17 protein-coding genes and 1 pseudogene are annotated in these 17427 nt (G+C 38.6%); 3 read left to right on the forward strand and 15 right to left on the reverse strand.

Annotated features, from left to right (window positions below; genetic code table 11):
- Positions 1 to 43: 43 nt before the first annotated feature.
- Positions 44 to 352, reverse strand: coding sequence for a nucleotide pyrophosphohydrolase (locus J2Z32_RS21645; protein ID WP_210091305.1), 309 nt, complete (start codon positions 350 to 352; stop codon positions 44 to 46).
- Positions 353 to 526: 174 nt separating this feature from the next.
- On the opposite strand from J2Z32_RS21645, the gene J2Z32_RS21650 reads away from it, so the two are divergent.
- On the forward strand, positions 527 to 1396 hold the full coding sequence (locus J2Z32_RS21650) for a YitT family protein (protein WP_210091289.1): 870 nt from the start codon (positions 527 to 529) through the stop codon (positions 1394 to 1396).
- On the opposite strand, the gene J2Z32_RS21655 is transcribed toward J2Z32_RS21650, so the two are convergent.
- The 9 genes and pseudogenes from J2Z32_RS21655 to J2Z32_RS21695 form a co-directional block, all read right to left on the reverse strand.
- The gene (locus J2Z32_RS21655) at positions 1383 to 2264 is read right to left on the reverse strand and encodes a sporulation protein YpjB (RefSeq protein WP_210091290.1); all 882 of its coding nucleotides are present in this window, start codon (positions 2262 to 2264) and stop codon (positions 1383 to 1385) included. The genes J2Z32_RS21650 and J2Z32_RS21655 overlap by 14 nt on opposite strands.
- 84 nt (positions 2265 to 2348) lie before the next feature.
- Positions 2349 to 2987, reverse strand: a complete 639-nt coding sequence (locus J2Z32_RS21660) for a DUF1405 domain-containing protein (protein WP_210091291.1) — start codon at positions 2985 to 2987, stop codon at positions 2349 to 2351.
- A 554-nt stretch (positions 2988 to 3541) separates the two neighbouring features.
- Positions 3542 to 3874 (reverse strand): annotated as a pseudogene (locus J2Z32_RS21665) (nitrous oxide-stimulated promoter family protein).
- A complete protein-coding gene (locus tag J2Z32_RS21670; RefSeq protein WP_210091292.1) occupies positions 3865 to 4242 on the reverse strand; it encodes a YbaN family protein in 378 nt (125 codons plus the stop codon). The pseudogene J2Z32_RS21665 and the gene J2Z32_RS21670 overlap by 10 nt, the downstream one beginning before the upstream one ends.
- Positions 4243 to 4449: 207 nt before the next feature.
- Positions 4450 to 4632 (reverse strand): IDEAL domain-containing protein, encoded by a 183-nt coding sequence (locus J2Z32_RS21675; RefSeq protein ID WP_210091293.1) that lies wholly within the window; start codon positions 4630 to 4632, stop codon positions 4450 to 4452.
- Between the two features lie 108 nt (positions 4633 to 4740).
- The gene (locus J2Z32_RS21680; protein WP_210091294.1) at positions 4741 to 5832 is read right to left on the reverse strand and encodes a hypothetical protein; all 1092 of its coding nucleotides are present in this window, start codon (positions 5830 to 5832) and stop codon (positions 4741 to 4743) included.
- A gap of 172 nt (positions 5833 to 6004) precedes the next feature.
- The gene (locus J2Z32_RS21685) at positions 6005 to 6595 is read right to left on the reverse strand and encodes a histidine phosphatase family protein (RefSeq protein WP_210091295.1); all 591 of its coding nucleotides are present in this window, start codon (positions 6593 to 6595) and stop codon (positions 6005 to 6007) included.
- 140 nt (positions 6596 to 6735) lie between these two features.
- Positions 6736 to 7338: a zf-HC2 domain-containing protein gene (locus J2Z32_RS21690; RefSeq protein WP_210091296.1), complete on the reverse strand. Its 603-nt coding sequence runs from the start codon at positions 7336 to 7338 to the stop codon at positions 6736 to 6738.
- Complete coding sequence (locus J2Z32_RS21695) at positions 7335 to 7928, reverse strand: RNA polymerase sigma factor (RefSeq protein WP_210091297.1); 594 nt, start codon at positions 7926 to 7928, stop codon at positions 7335 to 7337. Before J2Z32_RS21695 ends, J2Z32_RS21690 begins: the two co-directional genes overlap by 4 nt.
- Before the next feature lie 290 nt (positions 7929 to 8218).
- On the opposite strand from J2Z32_RS21695, the gene J2Z32_RS21700 reads away from it, so the two are divergent.
- Together J2Z32_RS21700 and J2Z32_RS21705 are read left to right on the forward strand one after the other, a co-directional pair.
- Positions 8219 to 9076, forward strand: a complete 858-nt coding sequence (locus J2Z32_RS21700; RefSeq protein ID WP_210091298.1) for an FUSC family protein — start codon at positions 8219 to 8221, stop codon at positions 9074 to 9076.
- Positions 9077 to 9199: 123 nt separating this feature from the next.
- Entirely contained in the window at positions 9200 to 9637 is a 438-nt protein-coding gene (locus J2Z32_RS21705; protein WP_210091299.1) for a VOC family protein, read from the forward strand.
- A gap of 120 nt (positions 9638 to 9757) precedes the next feature.
- On the opposite strand, the gene J2Z32_RS21710 is transcribed toward J2Z32_RS21705, so the two are convergent.
- The 5 genes from J2Z32_RS21710 to J2Z32_RS21730 form a co-directional block, all read right to left on the reverse strand.
- A complete protein-coding gene (locus tag J2Z32_RS21710; protein WP_210091300.1) occupies positions 9758 to 12421 on the reverse strand; it encodes a discoidin domain-containing protein in 2664 nt (887 codons plus the stop codon).
- 351 nt (positions 12422 to 12772) lie between these two features.
- Entirely contained in the window at positions 12773 to 13453 is a 681-nt protein-coding gene (locus J2Z32_RS21715) for an ABC transporter ATP-binding protein (protein WP_210091301.1), read from the reverse strand.
- Entirely contained in the window at positions 13450 to 14583 is a 1134-nt protein-coding gene (locus J2Z32_RS21720) for an ABC transporter permease (RefSeq protein ID WP_210091302.1), read from the reverse strand. The genes J2Z32_RS21715 and J2Z32_RS21720 overlap by 4 nt, the downstream gene beginning before the upstream one ends.
- Before the next feature lie 236 nt (positions 14584 to 14819).
- Positions 14820 to 16211, reverse strand: a complete 1392-nt coding sequence (locus J2Z32_RS21725) for a sensor histidine kinase (RefSeq protein ID WP_210091303.1) — start codon at positions 16209 to 16211, stop codon at positions 14820 to 14822.
- A complete protein-coding gene (locus tag J2Z32_RS21730) occupies positions 16208 to 16885 on the reverse strand; it encodes a response regulator transcription factor (protein ID WP_210091304.1) in 678 nt (225 codons plus the stop codon). Before J2Z32_RS21730 ends, J2Z32_RS21725 begins: the two co-directional genes overlap by 4 nt.
- Positions 16886 to 17427 lie beyond the last annotated feature (542 nt).

Below are 17427 nucleotides of genomic sequence, written 5' to 3' on the forward strand. Positions count from 1 at the left end.
CTCTACTTGTGGGCGAATGTAATACATCATATGAACAAATGGACTAATTGGTGTCCTTTTTTGTCCATCTATTTGCATCACGCGTAGAAAACTTCTGCATGACTTTATCATGCGCCTCTGTCAAATCAATGCCTAATGAATTTGCAAAGCAAATTACAATAAATAAAATATCTCCTAGCTCAAGCTCAATTGAATTATCAGCTTCCTCAGCCTTTTTTGGCTTCTCACCAAATTGATGGTTCACTTCTCTTGCTAGCTCACCCACCTCTTCTGACATACGAGCCAGCATACTTAAAGGGCTGAAGTACCCCTCTTTAAATTGGGATATGTACTGATCTACTTCCTTTTGCATTTCCTCAAGAGTTTTATTATTCGACACATCTTCCTCCAACAGTAGTTCAGGTTTTATTCCTATGTTATCGTAAAGGCGTTTTGAAAACAAATCATTTTTTAAAGGAGACAAAAAAAGGTATACTATGGAAGGGAGTATGCAATCACTTATTTCAGGAATCAAGCGAGGGATTTTATGAACAAGACAAAACTGTGGGATCATGTAAAAGCGGTATTACCTTTAATGTTAGGGACTGCCATTTATGCGTTTGGCCTGTTGTATTTTATCATACCTAACAAGCTGATGGAGGGTGGCGTAACAGGGATTACCATCTTGCTAAATTATGCGTTTGGGATTTCTCCGTCGCTATCAAACTTACTACTTAATATTCCACTCTTTTTGCTGGGATGGCGTATTCTTGGTGGAAAACAAATTGTGTACACTGGGATTGGTATTGCATCTTTAACTTTTTTTCTGTGGTTGTTTGAGCTACTTATTAATGGGAATTGGATTGCCCCGTTCATTACGGAGCATGACTATATCCTTGTTTCCTTATATGCAGGTGTGACGCTTGGAGCAGGCTTAGGCATTGTGTTTCGCTTTGGTGGAACAACTGGAGGCTCAGATATTATTGCTCGAATTTTAGGTCGTAAGTATGGCTGGAGTATGGGACAGGTCATTTTATTTATTGATATTGTCATTATTGGCTTGTCTTTATTTTATATTAAAAAAGAAAATATTTTGTATACGCTTGTAGCTGTGTTTATTGCTTCTAGGGTTATTGATTTTATTCAGGAAGGGGCTTATGCCGCTAAAGCATTCACCATTATTAGTGATCATGCCCCTACAATTGCGGATATTATTACGAAAGAGATGGATCGGGGTGTAACCTTGATTCCGGCGATTGGTGCTTATTCTCAGCAAGCAAAACATATGGTGTATTGCGTTGTTTCTAGGCAAGAAATTAGACGATTGCACAACATTGCCAAATCTGTTGATCCTCGCGCGTTTATTATTATTAGTGATGTGCATGACGTACATGGGGAAGGCTTTAAGGAAGAGTAACAATATGATCCTGCTCTCCTTTATATTTGCGCCAAGCTGTATACAGCAGTGACAACAAAATCCAACCACCAATAAGCATGACTAACCGCCAAGGGTGCTGGTTATAAATGATAGGTAAAAATACTGGATCATGTGTAGCCTTGCCAAACAATTGATTTAATGCCAGCTCCCCTTGCGACAATAACCCCTTCCACACTTCCCAATTGGGTTGCGACTGCTGGCTAAGCTTGCTTGCATAAGACATCCAAGAATCAAACTGGGAGATCGTGGAGGCGTCTCTGACGATAACTGCAGCAGGTCGAATTAATTGATAATTTTCATTTAAGTGGAGGATGGCTGCCTGAAGCTTATCCTTATCTCCATTTGTTTGGGCTAGGTTCATGGACTTAAACTGCTCTGTCATCACTTTATAGTAATTAAGCCACAAGCCCGCTTTATGGTGGAGCATACTATTTACAGCTAACCGTAAGCTAGCAGAGCTTCTTTGCCATTCCTCCTCTGAAATAGACACAGAAACGATGACTTGCTGGACATCCATAATTGCTCCGGCTAGTTCATGAATCCCCTCAATTGATGTTAACTGTTTAAAGGAAATACTTTTTACCATTTCTACTACAATGGATAATTGCTCTTGAGATTTGCTAACATTCCCACTTTGCATGTATTGGTATAATTGCTCTGTTGCTGCCTCCAATTGCTGTAGCTTTTGTCCTTGTTGCTGAGGTTGAAGTTGTGGCACTGATTGTGGAGATTTGTTCTCCATAGCAAAAGCAGTTGTCGTTGTTGTCAATACTCCCGTCACTCCCACACAAAGAGAAAAAATGAGAACGATAGCAAATTGTTTAGAGAAGCGTAATAAGCTTGGCATGTGATCCCCTCCTACCATCATCGTATGGTAGGTTGTCCGAGGTTAGAACTCAGTATATTTTGTGTATTTTGTATATTTAGTCCTTTAAAGATTGCTATTTGTCTTACGAGTCTTATACATAACCATCCAAGAAGCTAGACCACTTGCTAGCGTCAAAGCTATAGTAAATATCATAACGGCTCGAACATCATCATTTAACGCCTCAGGCAACCAAGGGTACACCTCATAGGTATAGTCTATAAAGTCATTTAGCAACGTCCAAGCCATAGCACCAATTAAGGCTGCCGTTCTAAATTTAAATAATGATATATAGAGTAACGCCTCCACAGCCATCGCTAAATGAGAGAAAATTAACATAAAGTCTGTCGGCTGTAGGCTCATACCTTGATAAGCTCCTGCAAGGATCATACTGACTGCCCATATCCCATACTTAATACTTGTCACCACAGCCAGTGCTTCAATAATTTTAACCAAAGTAGAATTGCGGCTTGAAGGCTGCAAAAACAACAAAAAGGCGATTGAAATAGTGAAAAACAGGCTCGCAGTTGGACTGTCTGGGACAAACACAATTTGCCACCAAGGTTGAGTTCTCCAAGTCAAGGTAAGTTGTGATTCATACCATATGTATCCATATATTGTTCCAAAAAAGTTACATAACAGAAGCAACCACAAAAAAGGACGAGAGGATAAAAAGGGTTTGCTCCAAAAATAAGAAATTTTCAAGTCTCATGCTCCTTCCAAACTAAGTTCAATTAAATTAAAAGCTTTATCAGTAAGGTTGTCAAATTATTCATATGATTTGACAACGTAAAACTTTGACTACTGAAATTAGTGGTTGACAACGTTGGAGGTGGAAGCTTCGGAACAGAGGGTTCTTCCGATCGTTGTTAAAATCACACAAACGTTCCACTTCTCCAGAATCCCTCTGTCCTTCCGCTAATTTGTGCTTGTTGTCAACCACTAATTTGAATGCTGAGCCAAATTTTTATGTAAACTTGGCAAAAAAAACGAACTATTTTACCAAATTTTAATTTCAAATTGGTAATAGTTCAAATTAAAAATATAAATTATATGTAGAGAGGAAGCAAAAATAGCGAAGGGATAGAGGGATGGTGGAGAAGTGAACACGTCCGCCTTTACAGACTGTTTTTCAACCGATAAAATCTAATTCAAGAAAATCAGGCTGTAACAGGGGTCGAAGCCACCCTCTGCACCGTAGCTGCTTTCTCGGAAGGTAGCAAGTACTAATTTTTAAATAGAGACACTTAAACTTAGCTTTATTTTTTAAACATATGCTTGATTGCAATAATAGGATGATAGATTAGCATTCTTGGACCAGAATATCGCATCACTTGTTTCACTTGTGTTCGCATATTAGGGCTATAGCAATGGACAGGACAATCCTCGCAGAACGTTTTTTACTCACCAAATCGACAATGATCTAATCTCTTCCATGCGTACCGAACTAGGCTTTGGCACTCGTCACATAAGCTGGACTTTCTCTCCAACTTCTCATGTTCCTCGTGTTTCTCGTGTTTTTGACCTCTACAGTAAACCTCAACCATCGTTTTCAACACTCTTTTCTCAGTGTCTATTCGATTTAAGCGCATGAGGTTACTTCTCGTTTCGTTTTAATTTTCGTAACAAAAAAATAGTATTTATAAATAATGACAAGTCCTATGAAAATACGAAGAAAAAGTAGATCGGTTAATATAAATGCAATAATAAGCATGGTAGACGCAAAGGATAAAATGCTAATTTTTGATTTGAGCGACATTTCTCGATGTTGTATAAATTCGTGTAAATATTTTTTATATAGCTTTGTAGACAAAAACCAAGTATTAAAACGTGCTGAACCTTTTGCAAAGAAAAAAGCAGCTAACAATAAAAAAGGTGTGGTTGGCAACACTGGCAGAACAACACCAACTGCACCTAGACCAAAAAACAAAAAACCTAACCCAATATAAATAAATTTCAAGGTTGATCCCCCTATCCAGTTTTTTATATCTAAATAATATCTAAATAAGTTGATAATCATTATCAACATCATTATATATAATACTGGAAGTGGACTTTGTGACTGATATCACTATGTACATAATAAAACCCGAAGGCTCATTTAAGTCTTCGGGCTATACGTTAAACTAATTTTTGTTGTTTCGATAATGTGTAATCTTCCTTAAAACTACTTCTCCAATGTTTTCAGTTCATCCGTCAGGAGCCGGAAGGCGGCTTCATCGCCTTTGACTAAAGCCAGATCAATCTCATCGTATATTTGCTGACAGCGATGTCTACGTAGTGCCTCATCCCATATCATTTCCGCTGCCAAGCCAAGCATCACTTCATAAGTAACCTTCATTTTATCCATAGGATGCACCTCCAAACTGTAATTTAAAAGTGAATGTACTAAAGCATATTCACCATAAGCATTTGTCGAGTAGATAATCGCCCCTCATTTGATTGAAAGTGTGTTTGCCTACTTCTTGTTGTACAGGCTATGAATTAGACTTTGACCTATTGGTGTAATTTGTATGTAACGTTCTTTAAGCTCATCTTCGCCAAGTCGCAGTACCCCTAGATGTAAAAGCATACGCACAATTCTTTCTTCAAAAATTGAGGCAGATGTGTCATAATAAAACGGTTTAATTAGCGGCTCAATCTGTTCAAATAACGAGCCGAGATGAATCCAGTTGCTACTGTAGGCAAGCGTCCAATACAGTAGGGAATGCAGGTTAGGAATTGGACCTTTATATATTCTTAACCATAATTCAGCAAAGCGTATCATGCCAGTTGATTCATTATTTTGTAAATAGCTGCTACCTGATGACGAAATTTGCAGTCGATCTGCTTCCTCGCGAATTAATTTTTCAGCAAATGCGTAATCATAAAGAAGCGAAAACCGACTAGGGTAGTCTTTAAAATGTCGCCCATAACCAAAACGCCAACCTTTGCCCACTAGCGGCTCGCTGACATGAAATAACTCCATTAATTGGGCTTGATGCTGACGATAGATTGCCTGTTCACTATTGAGTGGGAGTTGATGCTCACTGACATATCGCAAAAATAAGAGCAGGTCATCTGACATTAAGCCAATTTCCTCCCTGTACACAGGAATGTCAGATTTCATTTGCTTAATATTTGCATACAATTTTTGTTTTAGTGCATTTTTAAAACGATCAATTAAATCCTCAGGAACCGAAAAGGCATAACGGGTATGTTGGGTTGCGCCTTGAAACAACCACCCGCGTTTTCTAAAGCGAGTAATTACATCCCTTGGATTTTCTTTTCCTTTATCTGCATCTGTGAACTTAGATTGTACAGCAAACGCAATTAACTCCTCTAATGTAAAATGTCGGCGTGAATCAAAAATAAGAGAGTTCAAAAAACGAATGTCCTCTATACTCATCTCAGCAACATAGTGTTCAACATATTTCCTTTGCCCAAGCACCTGCAACACATTTTGAATTAATTCATGTTTGGAATTAGGATTACATTCACATTCATAATGTGAAGCAATTCGATTTAGCTGTCCGATATCGGCAAAAGAAAGCATATCCGCTAATTTCATGTTTTACCGCCTCGCTGTTTTACTATCATTATGGGAAAATATACAACTTTTATTCCACTTTTAACAAAAAAAGCATGTACTTTTCTGCACTTTAACAAGAGATGTAAGAAAACACAAAAAAACAGGAACAGCTAAAGATGTCCCTGCTTACTATGCAATTCCGCTTTTCATATTAATGAGTTTCTGCTTCTTCCAAATGACGAGTACAATTGTAAAGTAACAAATCCCACTCTTTCTCCTGCTTTTCCAAAATGGTTAAGGATAGATTGCCAAGCCGCTCTGTATATCGATTGTCATATAACGCATTGTAGAGCTGAGCTAAAAAAGCACCATGTGACACCACTAAAATGTTAGCATCGGGATGCTTGTGAGCTAAATCCTGCATAAACGCTAAAGCTCTTTTCTGTATCTCCACATTGCTCTCTTGACCAAGGTCACAGGTGTCCCATTGTTTCCCCCATTTTGATTCACGCTCTTCGGCAGTCAGCCCTTCAGCTAAACCAAAGGAACGCTCTCTAATTCGTTGATCAGGCTCATACACAGGAATATTTAATACCTTAGCAATAATTTCTCCAGTTTCTTGGGCTCTGGATAGTCCACTCGTAATTATAAAATCCCATTTGTAATCCTCTTGCTTCAGTCGAGCTGCTAATCGTTGTGCTTGTGCTCTGCCTTCATCATTTAGAGGGATATCGCTTTGTCCTTGAATCCTTCCTGCGACATTCCAATCTGTAATGCCATGTCGTATCAATCCAACAATCATGTGATATTCCTCCCTTTTTTATTAAGCATTATATCAAAAATCAACATATATGAAAGTCTTAAGCTTATAAAGTGATTTAAAAAAGCAAAGTATTAAGGAAGGATTCCCTCATTTACTTTGCTTATGTAGACTTGAACTCTTTATTTTTTTATTCGGCGCAAGCCTTTCCATGAGAATAAAACTAACCCCATACCTGCAAGGGATAAAATCATCCAATATTGGGGATAGGTTGGTCCAATTTGTGCAACAAATGGTGCAACAATGCCCCTTGATACATTAGATAAATTTACAGAAATAGCTCCAGTAGAATCTACACCTGTAGTTGCAACCGCAGCGGGAAGAATGCCGGTTTGGCTAGTAATGTTATCACTTTGTCCTGTAGAGTTACTAAAAACAAAAAATAATGAACTACATATAAATACAATAAAACATCCTGCTGCCCACATCGCCAGACGACTTCTAAAACCTCTAGCTGTTGGTGTCCCTGTTTCTAGAGCGTCAGCTAATAAATCACGTTCTGCAAAAATACGTGCCATTACTGAGCGATTGATCGCTTCACCTTGTTCATACGTCACTTCATGAGCATAATCTTGAATGATTTCGAGACTCTCCTGCCAAATTGCATATTCAGCCGCACAAGATTCACAACTCATAATATGCCAATCAAATGCTACACGCTCTGGATGATCAGGAGGTAAATCCGAAATCAATCCAAATAACTCTCGTGTTTCATCACAATTCATTTGCTCTTCATCCCTTCGTATTGCTCAAAGACAGGTTCATAATAATAGGGCTCAAGCTGATTTTTAACACTGCAGCGTGCTCGGAAAATTAAAGATTTCACAGCACTTACACTTTGTCCTAAAATCGTCGCAATCTCTTGATAATCCATTTGGTCATATTCACGTAAAATGAGAGCAGCGCGTTGCTTTTCCGGTAGCTTATTAATTGCTTCACGCACCTTGTTCACCTTTTCCCTACGAAGCAATGCCTGCTCAGGTACAATATCACTAGAGGCAACAGGAACATATCCACTTTCTTCAAGCGGAACATTTACACTTCGTTGTTTACGTAGCTCACTCAGCACTGTATTTCTTGCAATCGTATACAACCAGGTTGAAAATGAAGCATCTATTTCTCGAAAGGAGTGTAAGCTCCGATAAGCTTTATAAAAAGTTTCTGAGCACAGATCCTCTGCAAACAACTCTAGCTGAGCGCTTTTGAGCATATGATAGATAAAGGCCAAAATTTTGCGTTGATAGCGCCGCATCAATTCAGAATAAAGCTCTATATTTCCCTCTTTAATTTCATGTATTAATTGGGAATCGGTCATTGTAAGTGCGATCCTCCTCGCCCCTTTTTACCTACTTCTTCCCGTTTCGATCCCTATTAATAGTACCGATTCGGGCATAAAAAGTTGCGTTCTCTATGTAAATTTTTTATTATTTGTCAAACTGTTGATTATTATACCATAGTAATTATCACCAATTCACTTTCATAGTCCAAGTTGGGACAATATGACGATATCACCAAAAATGATAGTGCTTTAGAACTATATTCATTTCAAAAATATATTTGTGATGTATAATAGGGAACGTGGAAATACCGAGAGGATGAGTACAGATGAAGTATACAATTGGGATGAGAAATATAAAAACAGCGATTGCTATTTTTATTACAGTCATGATTTCAGCTTTATTGAAGCTGGAGTATCCTTTTTATGCGGCTATAGCCACGATTATCTCGATGGAGAATTCTGTAACTAATTCCTACACTGCAGGACGTAACCGAATGATGGGCACTTGTGTTGGTGCGGGAGTAGGGCTTATATTTGCTTGGATTAAGCCTCATGATGCCTTATTTTGTGCAATGGGTATCGTCCTTGTCATCTATATATGTAATTTACTGAAATGGAACAAGTCTATTTCCATTGCTAGCATCGTATTTTTGGCGATAATGTTAAACCTTAATCCTGGTGAAAGCTCTTTCTATTATGGAATCAACCGTATTTTTGATACGCTGATTGGTGTGAGTGTAGCCGTTCTTGTCAATTACCTCATCTTTCCACCTAAGCATGAATTTAATCTTCATATTGCACGAAAAGCATTGATGAAAGATTTAATAGATATCTCTAACCAAGTTCTATTTGAAAGCAACAATAGTGGGATAAAGGATCTTAAAAAAGGGATCAGCAACCTGGAAAAGCATTTTGCACTTTGTAAAGAAGAGTTTCATTTAAAAAAAGACTTGTCCTCATTAATGAATCAAATCCAGGAGGAAATTGATATTATTAATCATATATATGCACATATGCGTATGATCCAACGTCTACATGGCGACCCAGGTGTACAATCATTTTTAACCCAAGTTCAATCCTTAGACACTTCCACACAAGATATTGTTGTGGACTACCACATGCAATGTATCCTTCAGGAGCTTCATCTACTAGGGATCTCATTACCTGAACCTCAGCAATCTTAACATTTTCTTAATTTTGTAAAAAACAGCGCTGAAAAATTGACACTAAATTGTCATTTACATATAATCTAACTGTTCTAAAACCTTTATTTTGAATTTAATCTATCATTTAGGAGGGTGGATATTATGGGGAATGAGCTACCATTTACTAGAATAGGTTATCACTACTTACCAACAACAAATATTAATGACTCTATAAGTTGGTATAGCAGCTACCTTGGTCTGCAACTAAGTCAAAAATTTATGGATCGAGGCTCCTTTATTGCTGTAATGCAATATCCTCATAAAAATGCAATTGCTCTCGTTCTTATTGAGACAGCTGATTCTAAGCCATTAGAAATTATTCGTAATGGTACCCGTTTTCCAGTGCTAACTATGAATTGTCCTAATATCGAAAATACGTACCGGATCTTAAAAGATAAAGGTGTTGCCGTTGAAGCCATACACACATTAGGAGACGGTGAAGCTAAATACTTTTATTTTAGAGATCCTGAAGGAAATTATATCGAAGCAGCATGGTCACAATGGGACCCTATAGACGAAATCAAGGATACCTTTCTTTAATAAGTTTAAGCACAATCAGATATAACTAACAAAACCTAATGTACAGAACCTAACAAGGAAAACGCCACTAAATAAATTATTTAATGGCGTTTTTGAATTATACCAGCATACAATACAAACTTATTGCCCAAAGACCTGCAAGCTACGTAACGAAATGGTCTGCTCATCATTGCTGACTACCCGTACATATCGAGCATTCAAGCTTAAATTATTAATGTCGTTAATACTACGATCGTTATCATTTGCATTAAAGATTGTGGTCCAGCTTGTTCCATCATTCGAAATTTGAAGCTGATATGCTGTAGGAGCAAGTTTCCCCCAATCTAACACGATTCTATTCATATTGGTTTTTGCCTCTAAATCAACCTGTAGCCATTTTGTTTCCTCAGCTGAGCTTGTCCATAATGTAGTGTCATTGCCATCTGTCGCAAAGCTTGGCTTTGTGCTTACATTTGAGTTAGAGGAAGCAGTTGTTGCTTTTCCTTTAGCTAAATCTGAGCCAAATACTTGCATATTAAATAAGGAGTAACCCCATTTTGCATTTACACGCTTCGTAGCATTCAAACGCACATAACGTCCGGTGCCTGACGCCTTAATTTGCTCTACGCCACCTTTACCTGCGCTTGTACTATAGATGTTCTTCCATGTTTTCGCATCATCAGAAACTTGAATCTGATATGCTTTTGCATATGCATTTTGCCAATTCAGCTGTAACCCTTCGATACGATAAGCTTGCCCTAAATCCACTTGTACCCACTGTTTATCACTTTGTTCGCTACTCCAACGGGTATTCGCACGTCCATCTGTCACTAATTCCCCTGAGAAGCTTGTCTTTTTCTCGATCGAAGAAGCTTTAGCTGCCTTCCCTAATGCAAGGTCAGGTGAGCTGCCATAAGCCTGTATCTCATAAATAGAATAACCTAGGTTAGAATCAGCAGGGACTAGACCTGTTAATCTGATATAACGTCCTTTTGAAGCTAAGCCTTGGATTCTCTCCACGCCACCTTTACCTGCTGTAGTGCTATATACGTTACTCCACGTCTTTCCATCCATTGAAGTCTGAACACGGAAGGATTGAGCATACGCTTGCTCATGCCAACGAATTGCCAACTCATTGATGTCGTAAAATCCACCTAAATCAGCCTGAAGCCATGCTGTTTGTACTGGACCACTACTCCAACGCGTATTGTACCCTTCCCCATCCATCGCTTTATCCGCGGTAAGTAATTTGCTTTCATTTTTGGATGAGGTCGCTTTTTTATTTAACATCAGATTGTTGTTATTCACAAAACCGTTATCCCCTGTATAGCCTGGTGCATTACCTACAGCACCAATCACTGGCATAAAGGCAGTATAAGTTGGGGTTAACAGCGGTGATCCCCAGTTCTTTTGAGCGATAATGCGCATCGTTGATTCTGTCCCTAATACAACCTGCTCGGGAGTTTCCGCATCAGGGAAATCAGCCCACACCTGCAAGCTAGAGCCAAGAAACTGAGGGTGACGCTCTTTTAATTTCGTACCATCTCTAAACGTTGTTGCCGTAAAACCTTCATACACTGCTTTGTTATCTGGTCTCGATTGTAGCATACCCATTACATAATAGGTCGCCTTTGAATTGGCATTAATTAAAGTGTAGCCACGTTCAATAAGCTCTTGTGGAGATAAATATTTATTAGTCCAATGTTGTACTTGAATTTGCGTGCTTACTGGAGTGATCTTGCTATCCTGTAAGCCATCATTCCATATTCTTGTCGTTTTTCCTGCCTTTTGAATAATATCATTTGCCCAATTAATAAATCCAAGAAACGTATCTCTTGGCTCTGCATTTGCACCATAATGGTTAATAGCATAATCATGCATTTGCGGATATTGTGCATATTTATCATCACGCAAATATTCATCTGCGCCAATGTGGAAATACGGGCCAGGGAATAGGGCTAAATACTCCTCTAAAATCTCTTGTAACAATGTATAAGATTTATCTAAAGAAAGATCGATATAGTCGCTTTTCTTTGCACCATTTATATCAGTTAACTGTAAATCTGGATGTTGGGACAAAATTTGCCCCATATGGCCTGGCATATCGATTTCCGGAATAATTGTAATGTTGTATTGGGCTGCAAATTCAATTAATTCCTTTACTTGCTCCTTCGTTAGAAAGCCATCTTTGGATACAATTTCAGGATGCTGATCTGATTCGATTCTAAAACCTTCATTATCGGAAAAATGCATGTGGAAATAATTGTATTTCAAATACGAAATTTCTCTTATTGTATTTTTTAAAAAGTCCATGGAATAAAATTTACGTCCATTATCTAACATAAAGGTGCGTTCTGGATAAACTGCCCAGTCCTTAGCAGTTCCATGTGGAATTACCCAGCTTTGCTTTAATAATTGTAATAAAGTGCGAGTGCCATAAAAAACGCCAGAAGAGTTTTGTCCATTAATTTCAACAGTATCTGATACCACCATGTTATAACCATCATGAACAAATTGGGCTTCGTTTGCACCCATTGTCAAAATAATATCGCCTTTTTGTCCTTTGCTTCCCTTAATGACTGGAATTTCAAGTCCAGTTAAGGCACGTAAGTCTTGTGTAAGTGTTGTTGCAATCGGGGATAATTGATCTGCGTAACGTTCCTGCACCACAATTCTCACATTAGAATCAAATTCATAATGCCCTACTACACTACTCCAGCTTTGAATCGCTGGGATCGTATTAAGTGCCGTATTTGTCGTCGTATTACTTAAATTGTCGACTTTACTGTCAGCACTTGCTGACAAAGGCATCCCCCAAATCAATAACGTAAAAGCTAACAAAATTTTAAAACAATGTTGCGTCTTCAAAAACCTCATAAATTATACCTCTCCAATTCGTAAGTCTTTTTGCTTAAAAGTAGCGTACTACAGCTTAAAACCCTTAATCTTCCTTACCTTGTATTGTTTCATACAAGCCAAACTTCGACAACCCCTTTGAGCAAACTAAAGGAAAAAGACAGCAGCCTGGTGATATTTTTCATACGCATTTTTTCGTCTATAGTTGCGGTTTTTGACAAATCACAAAAAGGTACCCCAACGCAATCGCTTCTTACGTTTAGGATACCTATAATATCATTTAATCATTTAATCTTAAAATTAACCTTGATCTATAAGCTTACCATCCTTCAAATAAAGCACACGATGACACCATTCTAGCATTCGCTCATCATGCGTCACCATCACTGCTGCCTTACCTTCCAACTGCACCTCATCAGCAATCATTTTCACGACTTCTCTTCCTCTTGTATAATCCAAGCTCGCAGTAGGCTCATCAGCTAACAATATTGCTGGATTATTCATCCACGCTCTAGCAATCGCAACCCGTTGCTTTTCACCACCAGATAACTTCTCTGGGTAATAATGCCGCCGTTCCCACATGCCTAAACGTGTCAGTAGCTCTTGTGCACGCTGTTTAGCCATTGCTTGCTCCGTTCCTGCCAGCTTAGCAACAAATAGTAGCTGTTCTTCTACCTTTAGATAAGGAATCAGATGTGCGCTCTGAAACATAAAGCCAATTTTATGAAGTCGCAAATCAGATAACTGTTGCTTTGTTTTTAAGCCTATTGCTTCACCATCAATTTTAATCTCTCCACTCGTTGGTGTCACCAATGCACCCGCAGTTGATAAAAAGGTGCTTTTGCCTGAACCTGAAGGACCTAATACTGCGACAAACTCACCTTCCCGCACCTCAAGCTCTAAACCAGCTAACACGGATAATGTACTGTCACCATCACCATAGCTTTTAGTTACACCGCTCATTTTCAGCTTTATACTCATCCTTCTCCGCCTCCAATCGCAACCAATGCATCGATTTTTGCTACTCTAAATACCGACACTACTGCACCTAACAAGGACATGACTAATAACAATACACAACTCGTCCCTACGGCGTTAGCGTCTAAATTAAATGGCATCGTGGATGGTAAAATGAGTGTAATGCCCCAAATAAGTAATAAACTTACCATTAAGCTAAGTAAAGATAAAATAAACACTTGCCCAAGCACACTCCGCGCTAAATAGGAGGTTTTGGTACCCATCGCTTTTAGAATGCCAAATTGACTGCTTTTTTGCATCGTAATGACATAAAAGAAAACCGCTAAAACTAACGCTCCAATGACGTATAAGAATGCAATCATCATCGTTAACGACTTTTGCTCGCCTGCATATCCAGGAATATTTGCAATCGCTTGTTTTTGTGTAATGATTTCTTGTCCTTTCAGTTCTGTGTTAAGTTGCTCCACTTGCTCCTTATCGATATCTAAAGCAAATACGTTATACAAAGGTGTCTCTTCTATCGACTTTTGTCCGTTGGATCCCTTCATCAGCTTCCAATCCGAAAAGGAAACAAAGACGACAGGCATATGACTATACGATTGATTTTTAGTGTAGCCTACAATGGTAAAGGTACGCCCTGACATTTGATCTGTAATTTGACTTCCAAGTGTTAAGCCTTCATTTGCTAGCTTACTATCCACAATCACTTCTCCACTTGTTCCTTCTCCATCCCCTGCTCCATCGTTAGGGATACGACCTTCTGTTACTTTAGGTGCCAAAGCCCCTTTCATATCAATTGCAAAAAAGGTAACATCCTGCTTACGATTTAACTGTTCAACTGTAACCGTGCTGGTTTGAACCCCAAGTGGGGACACCTTATCTTTTCCAATCAAATCTTGTATTTGCTGTAAATCCTTTTCACCTAGTTGTGATCTTCTAAAAGTTTGATCAGCATCATCTTGAATAGAATAGTAGTGTGTAGGAAATTGCTCTAATGCTGACGTATTCGCATAAGACAAGCCCTTAGCTAGACCCGTCACAAATAGCACTAAAAAGGATACTAGAAACATAATTGTAAAAATAAATACATACTTCATTTTTGAATGCCTTATTTCTCGCCAGGCAAGAAACATAAAAATCCCCTCCTTCTGTATAATCACAGTGTAAGAGGGGTGTGTGAACGGAATATGAATAATCAATTACAAATGGGATTCTATTTATAAATCAGTACTTGCCAACGACGGGAGGGGGAGCTACGCTCCAGAGCGTTCTTACGATTGTTGTTAAAATCAACTTCCTATTATTGAAGTATATTTATGAATGGAAGTGGATTTTCAGAGACAATCTTCAGAATCTCTCTGTCTCTTCGCTAGTTTGGGTTGGTTGGCAAGGTAACAACAAACGTAGTTCCTTCCCCCTCCTTACTCCATACCTCAACCGTCCCTTGATGTAGGTGGACGATCTTTTGCACAATGGCAAGTCCTAGCCCTGTACTGTTATCCCCATTGCCCTCACGTGAGCGAACCTGATCTACTTTATAAAAGCGATCAAATATATGAGCAAGATGCTCACTTGCGATTCCTTGCCCATTATCCTTAACATTGATCACATATTTTTCATTTTCTAGTGTTGCTGAAACTGATATTTCGCCTCCATACGGAGTATATTTAATCGCATTACTAATTAGGTTCATCCATACCTGATACAATAGCTCTTGATCACCTTGAATATGCAATTCAGGCACACTTAGCTTAATCGCCAGCTCTTTTTGTGTAAGCTTCCATTCTAGCACTTGAATCACTGCTCTAAGCTGAGCACGCAAATCATAGCTTTCAATACGTAATGCCTCCCCAGCATGATCTAATGAGGATAACGTTAGCAATTGCTTACTTAGCATAGAAAGCCGTTTACTTTCGTCCTCGATAATAGATAAATAATGCTGCTGTTGCTCGCCACTTAGCGTATTGTCCTTTAACGTATGCGCAAAACCTTGAATCGAGGTAAGTGGGGATTCAATTTCATGAGACACATTGGCTACAAACTCCTGTTTTGCCTTATCACTTCGTCCCAATTCTTGACTCATACGGTTAAACTGGTGTGCAAGTTGTCCGATTTCATCTCGTCTTCGTGTTTCAACCTTCACATTAAACCTGCCTTTGGCAATATCCTGTGTCGCTTTAGACAAGCGCGTAATCGGTCTAACAATATGCAATGTAATAATCATAACAAACAGCAAGCTAAATAGAATCGCAAGTCCTAGCAACATTGCAAAAAAGATCCTCAGCTCCCCGAATTGCACCTCCGCATCTGGACGTATAAACATCGCATGCGACTCGCCACTAATTTTAACAGGCACACCAATTGAATTAACTAGCTCATTATCAAAAAAACCTGTAATTAGTGCATTTTTAGAATAATTACCTACGCCATGATACGTTTCACCTGCTAAAACATTAGTAATTACATCTTTAGCTAAATTATAATTGCGAAATTGATGACCATAAAACTGTTCATTTCCATTTTGATCAACCATATAAATTTTGTAGCCTAGCTTGCCTACACTGTTTAAGTAATCAGCGATCCCAGTTTGATGTCCTTCAATAAAAGTACGCATCTCAGTGGCCATCCCTGTCAGCTTAGTATCATTTTGTGGCTTTATTTTCCACTGATAATACGCATTCGAGGCTAAAAAGGACAAAACACAGCTAATGGCTATAACGACTGTAAAGGCAATACACATTCTAAAATATAAAGATTTCATGACTTCACCAAATCCAGCTTATAGCCAATCCCTCGTACCGTTCGAATCATAAAGCTGTCCTCATATTGATTAAAGCGACTACGAAGGCGTTTAATATGCACATCAACTGTCCGCTCATCTCCCTCATAATCAGCGCCCCATATGAGCTCAATCAGTTCACTACGCGCAAATAATCTACCCGGATAACAAGCAAGCTGGACTAGAAGCTCAAATTCTTTTGTAGGCAACAATAGCATATTGGCCCCATCACTTACCTCATAATTTTTGCGGTCAATCACGACCTGATTTAACACAATTTTGTCCTGTGAAGGTACTAGGTATCTGCGAAACAATGCTTTTATACGAAACAACAATTCTTCTGGCTCAAATGGCTTTGTTAAATAATCATCCGTTCCCCGTAAATAACCTTGTTCCTTATCACTTAGCGCATCACGCGCAGTCAGCAAAATAATTGGAATGTCATAAGTATCTCGAATGTGCTGACATAACTCCAACCCATCCACATGAGGCATCATTACATCAAGCACTGCAAGGTCAATCATCGTTGACTTCATTTTAGTCAGCGCTTCTTGTCCATCCTTTGCTTCAATCACTAAATAACCTTCCTCCATCAAAACATGGCGAAGCAAGGTACGAATATGTGTATCATCATCAGCAATTAATATTGTTTTCATCGTAACTCCTCCTTGCTCATTTAATATAACATGGGAGTATGAAAAGAACATAGTTCTTCCTTTTCTATGGAAATGTAAGCGCTAATAAAAATATGTTGACATAATGGAAGCGTATACATATAATAAAAGTACAGTATGGTTTCTCTCCACTCCTATCCAAAATAATAGTTACTCTAAGATGAGTAGCAGATCGCCAATTGGCGGTCTTTTTTTTGTGCAAAGAGATTAGGTTTATCTTTTAAATTAATGGTTGACAACATCCCAAACTAGCGAAGGGACAGAGGGATTCTGGAGAAGTGGAACGTTCGTCTTTAAAACCAGCTTCTTACCCCTAACTTACAATCAAAAGAAGCTGGTTTTAACAACGATCGGAAGAACCCTCTGTCTCGTAGCTTCCACCCTTCATTGTCAACCACTAATTTAAGTACTAGAGTAAAGGGCTGAGTTTTTTTTTTTTTTTCAGCCCCTCCTCATCAAACCGTACGTGAGGTTTTCCCTCATACGGCTTTCCGATGTTCTTCTTTTATGCGCATGCAGATTAC

The organism is Paenibacillus turicensis (genome assembly GCF_017873435.1).
GTDB lineage: Bacteria > Bacillota > Bacilli > Paenibacillales > Paenibacillaceae > Fontibacillus > Fontibacillus turicensis.

What these genes read in the sequence shown, in the direction of transcription:
- J2Z32_RS21645 (WP_210091305.1), bottom strand. Translation starts at nt 352, where the DNA reads ATGCAAAAGGAAGTAGATCAGTACATATCCCAATTTAAAGAGGGGTAC.
- J2Z32_RS21650 (WP_210091289.1), top strand. Translation starts at nt 527, where the DNA reads ATGAACAAGACAAAACTGTGGGATCATGTAAAAGCGGTATTACCTTTA.
- J2Z32_RS21655 (WP_210091290.1), bottom strand. Translation starts at nt 2,264, where the DNA reads ATGCCAAGCTTATTACGCTTCTCTAAACAATTTGCTATCGTTCTCATT.
- J2Z32_RS21675 (WP_210091293.1), bottom strand. Translation starts at nt 4,632, where the DNA reads ATGGATAAAATGAAGGTTACTTATGAAGTGATGCTTGGCTTGGCAGCG.
- J2Z32_RS21680 (WP_210091294.1), bottom strand. Translation starts at nt 5,832, where the DNA reads ATGAAATTAGCGGATATGCTTTCTTTTGCCGATATCGGACAGCTAAAT.
- J2Z32_RS21685 (WP_210091295.1), bottom strand. Translation starts at nt 6,595, where the DNA reads ATGATTGTTGGATTGATACGACATGGCATTACAGATTGGAATGTCGCA.
- J2Z32_RS21690 (WP_210091296.1), bottom strand. Translation starts at nt 7,338, where the DNA reads ATGAATTGTGATGAAACACGAGAGTTATTTGGATTGATTTCGGATTTA.
- J2Z32_RS21695 (WP_210091297.1), bottom strand. Translation starts at nt 7,928, where the DNA reads ATGACCGATTCCCAATTAATACATGAAATTAAAGAGGGAAATATAGAG.
- J2Z32_RS21700 (WP_210091298.1), top strand. Translation starts at nt 8,219, where the DNA reads ATGAAGTATACAATTGGGATGAGAAATATAAAAACAGCGATTGCTATT.
- J2Z32_RS21705 (WP_210091299.1), top strand. Translation starts at nt 9,200, where the DNA reads ATGGGGAATGAGCTACCATTTACTAGAATAGGTTATCACTACTTACCA.
- J2Z32_RS21715 (WP_210091301.1), bottom strand. Translation starts at nt 13,453, where the DNA reads ATGAGTATAAAGCTGAAAATGAGCGGTGTAACTAAAAGCTATGGTGAT.
- J2Z32_RS21720 (WP_210091302.1), bottom strand. Translation starts at nt 14,583, where the DNA reads ATGTTTCTTGCCTGGCGAGAAATAAGGCATTCAAAAATGAAGTATGTA.
- J2Z32_RS21725 (WP_210091303.1), bottom strand. Translation starts at nt 16,211, where the DNA reads ATGAAATCTTTATATTTTAGAATGTGTATTGCCTTTACAGTCGTTATA.
- J2Z32_RS21730 (WP_210091304.1), bottom strand. Translation starts at nt 16,885, where the DNA reads ATGAAAACAATATTAATTGCTGATGATGATACACATATTCGTACCTTG.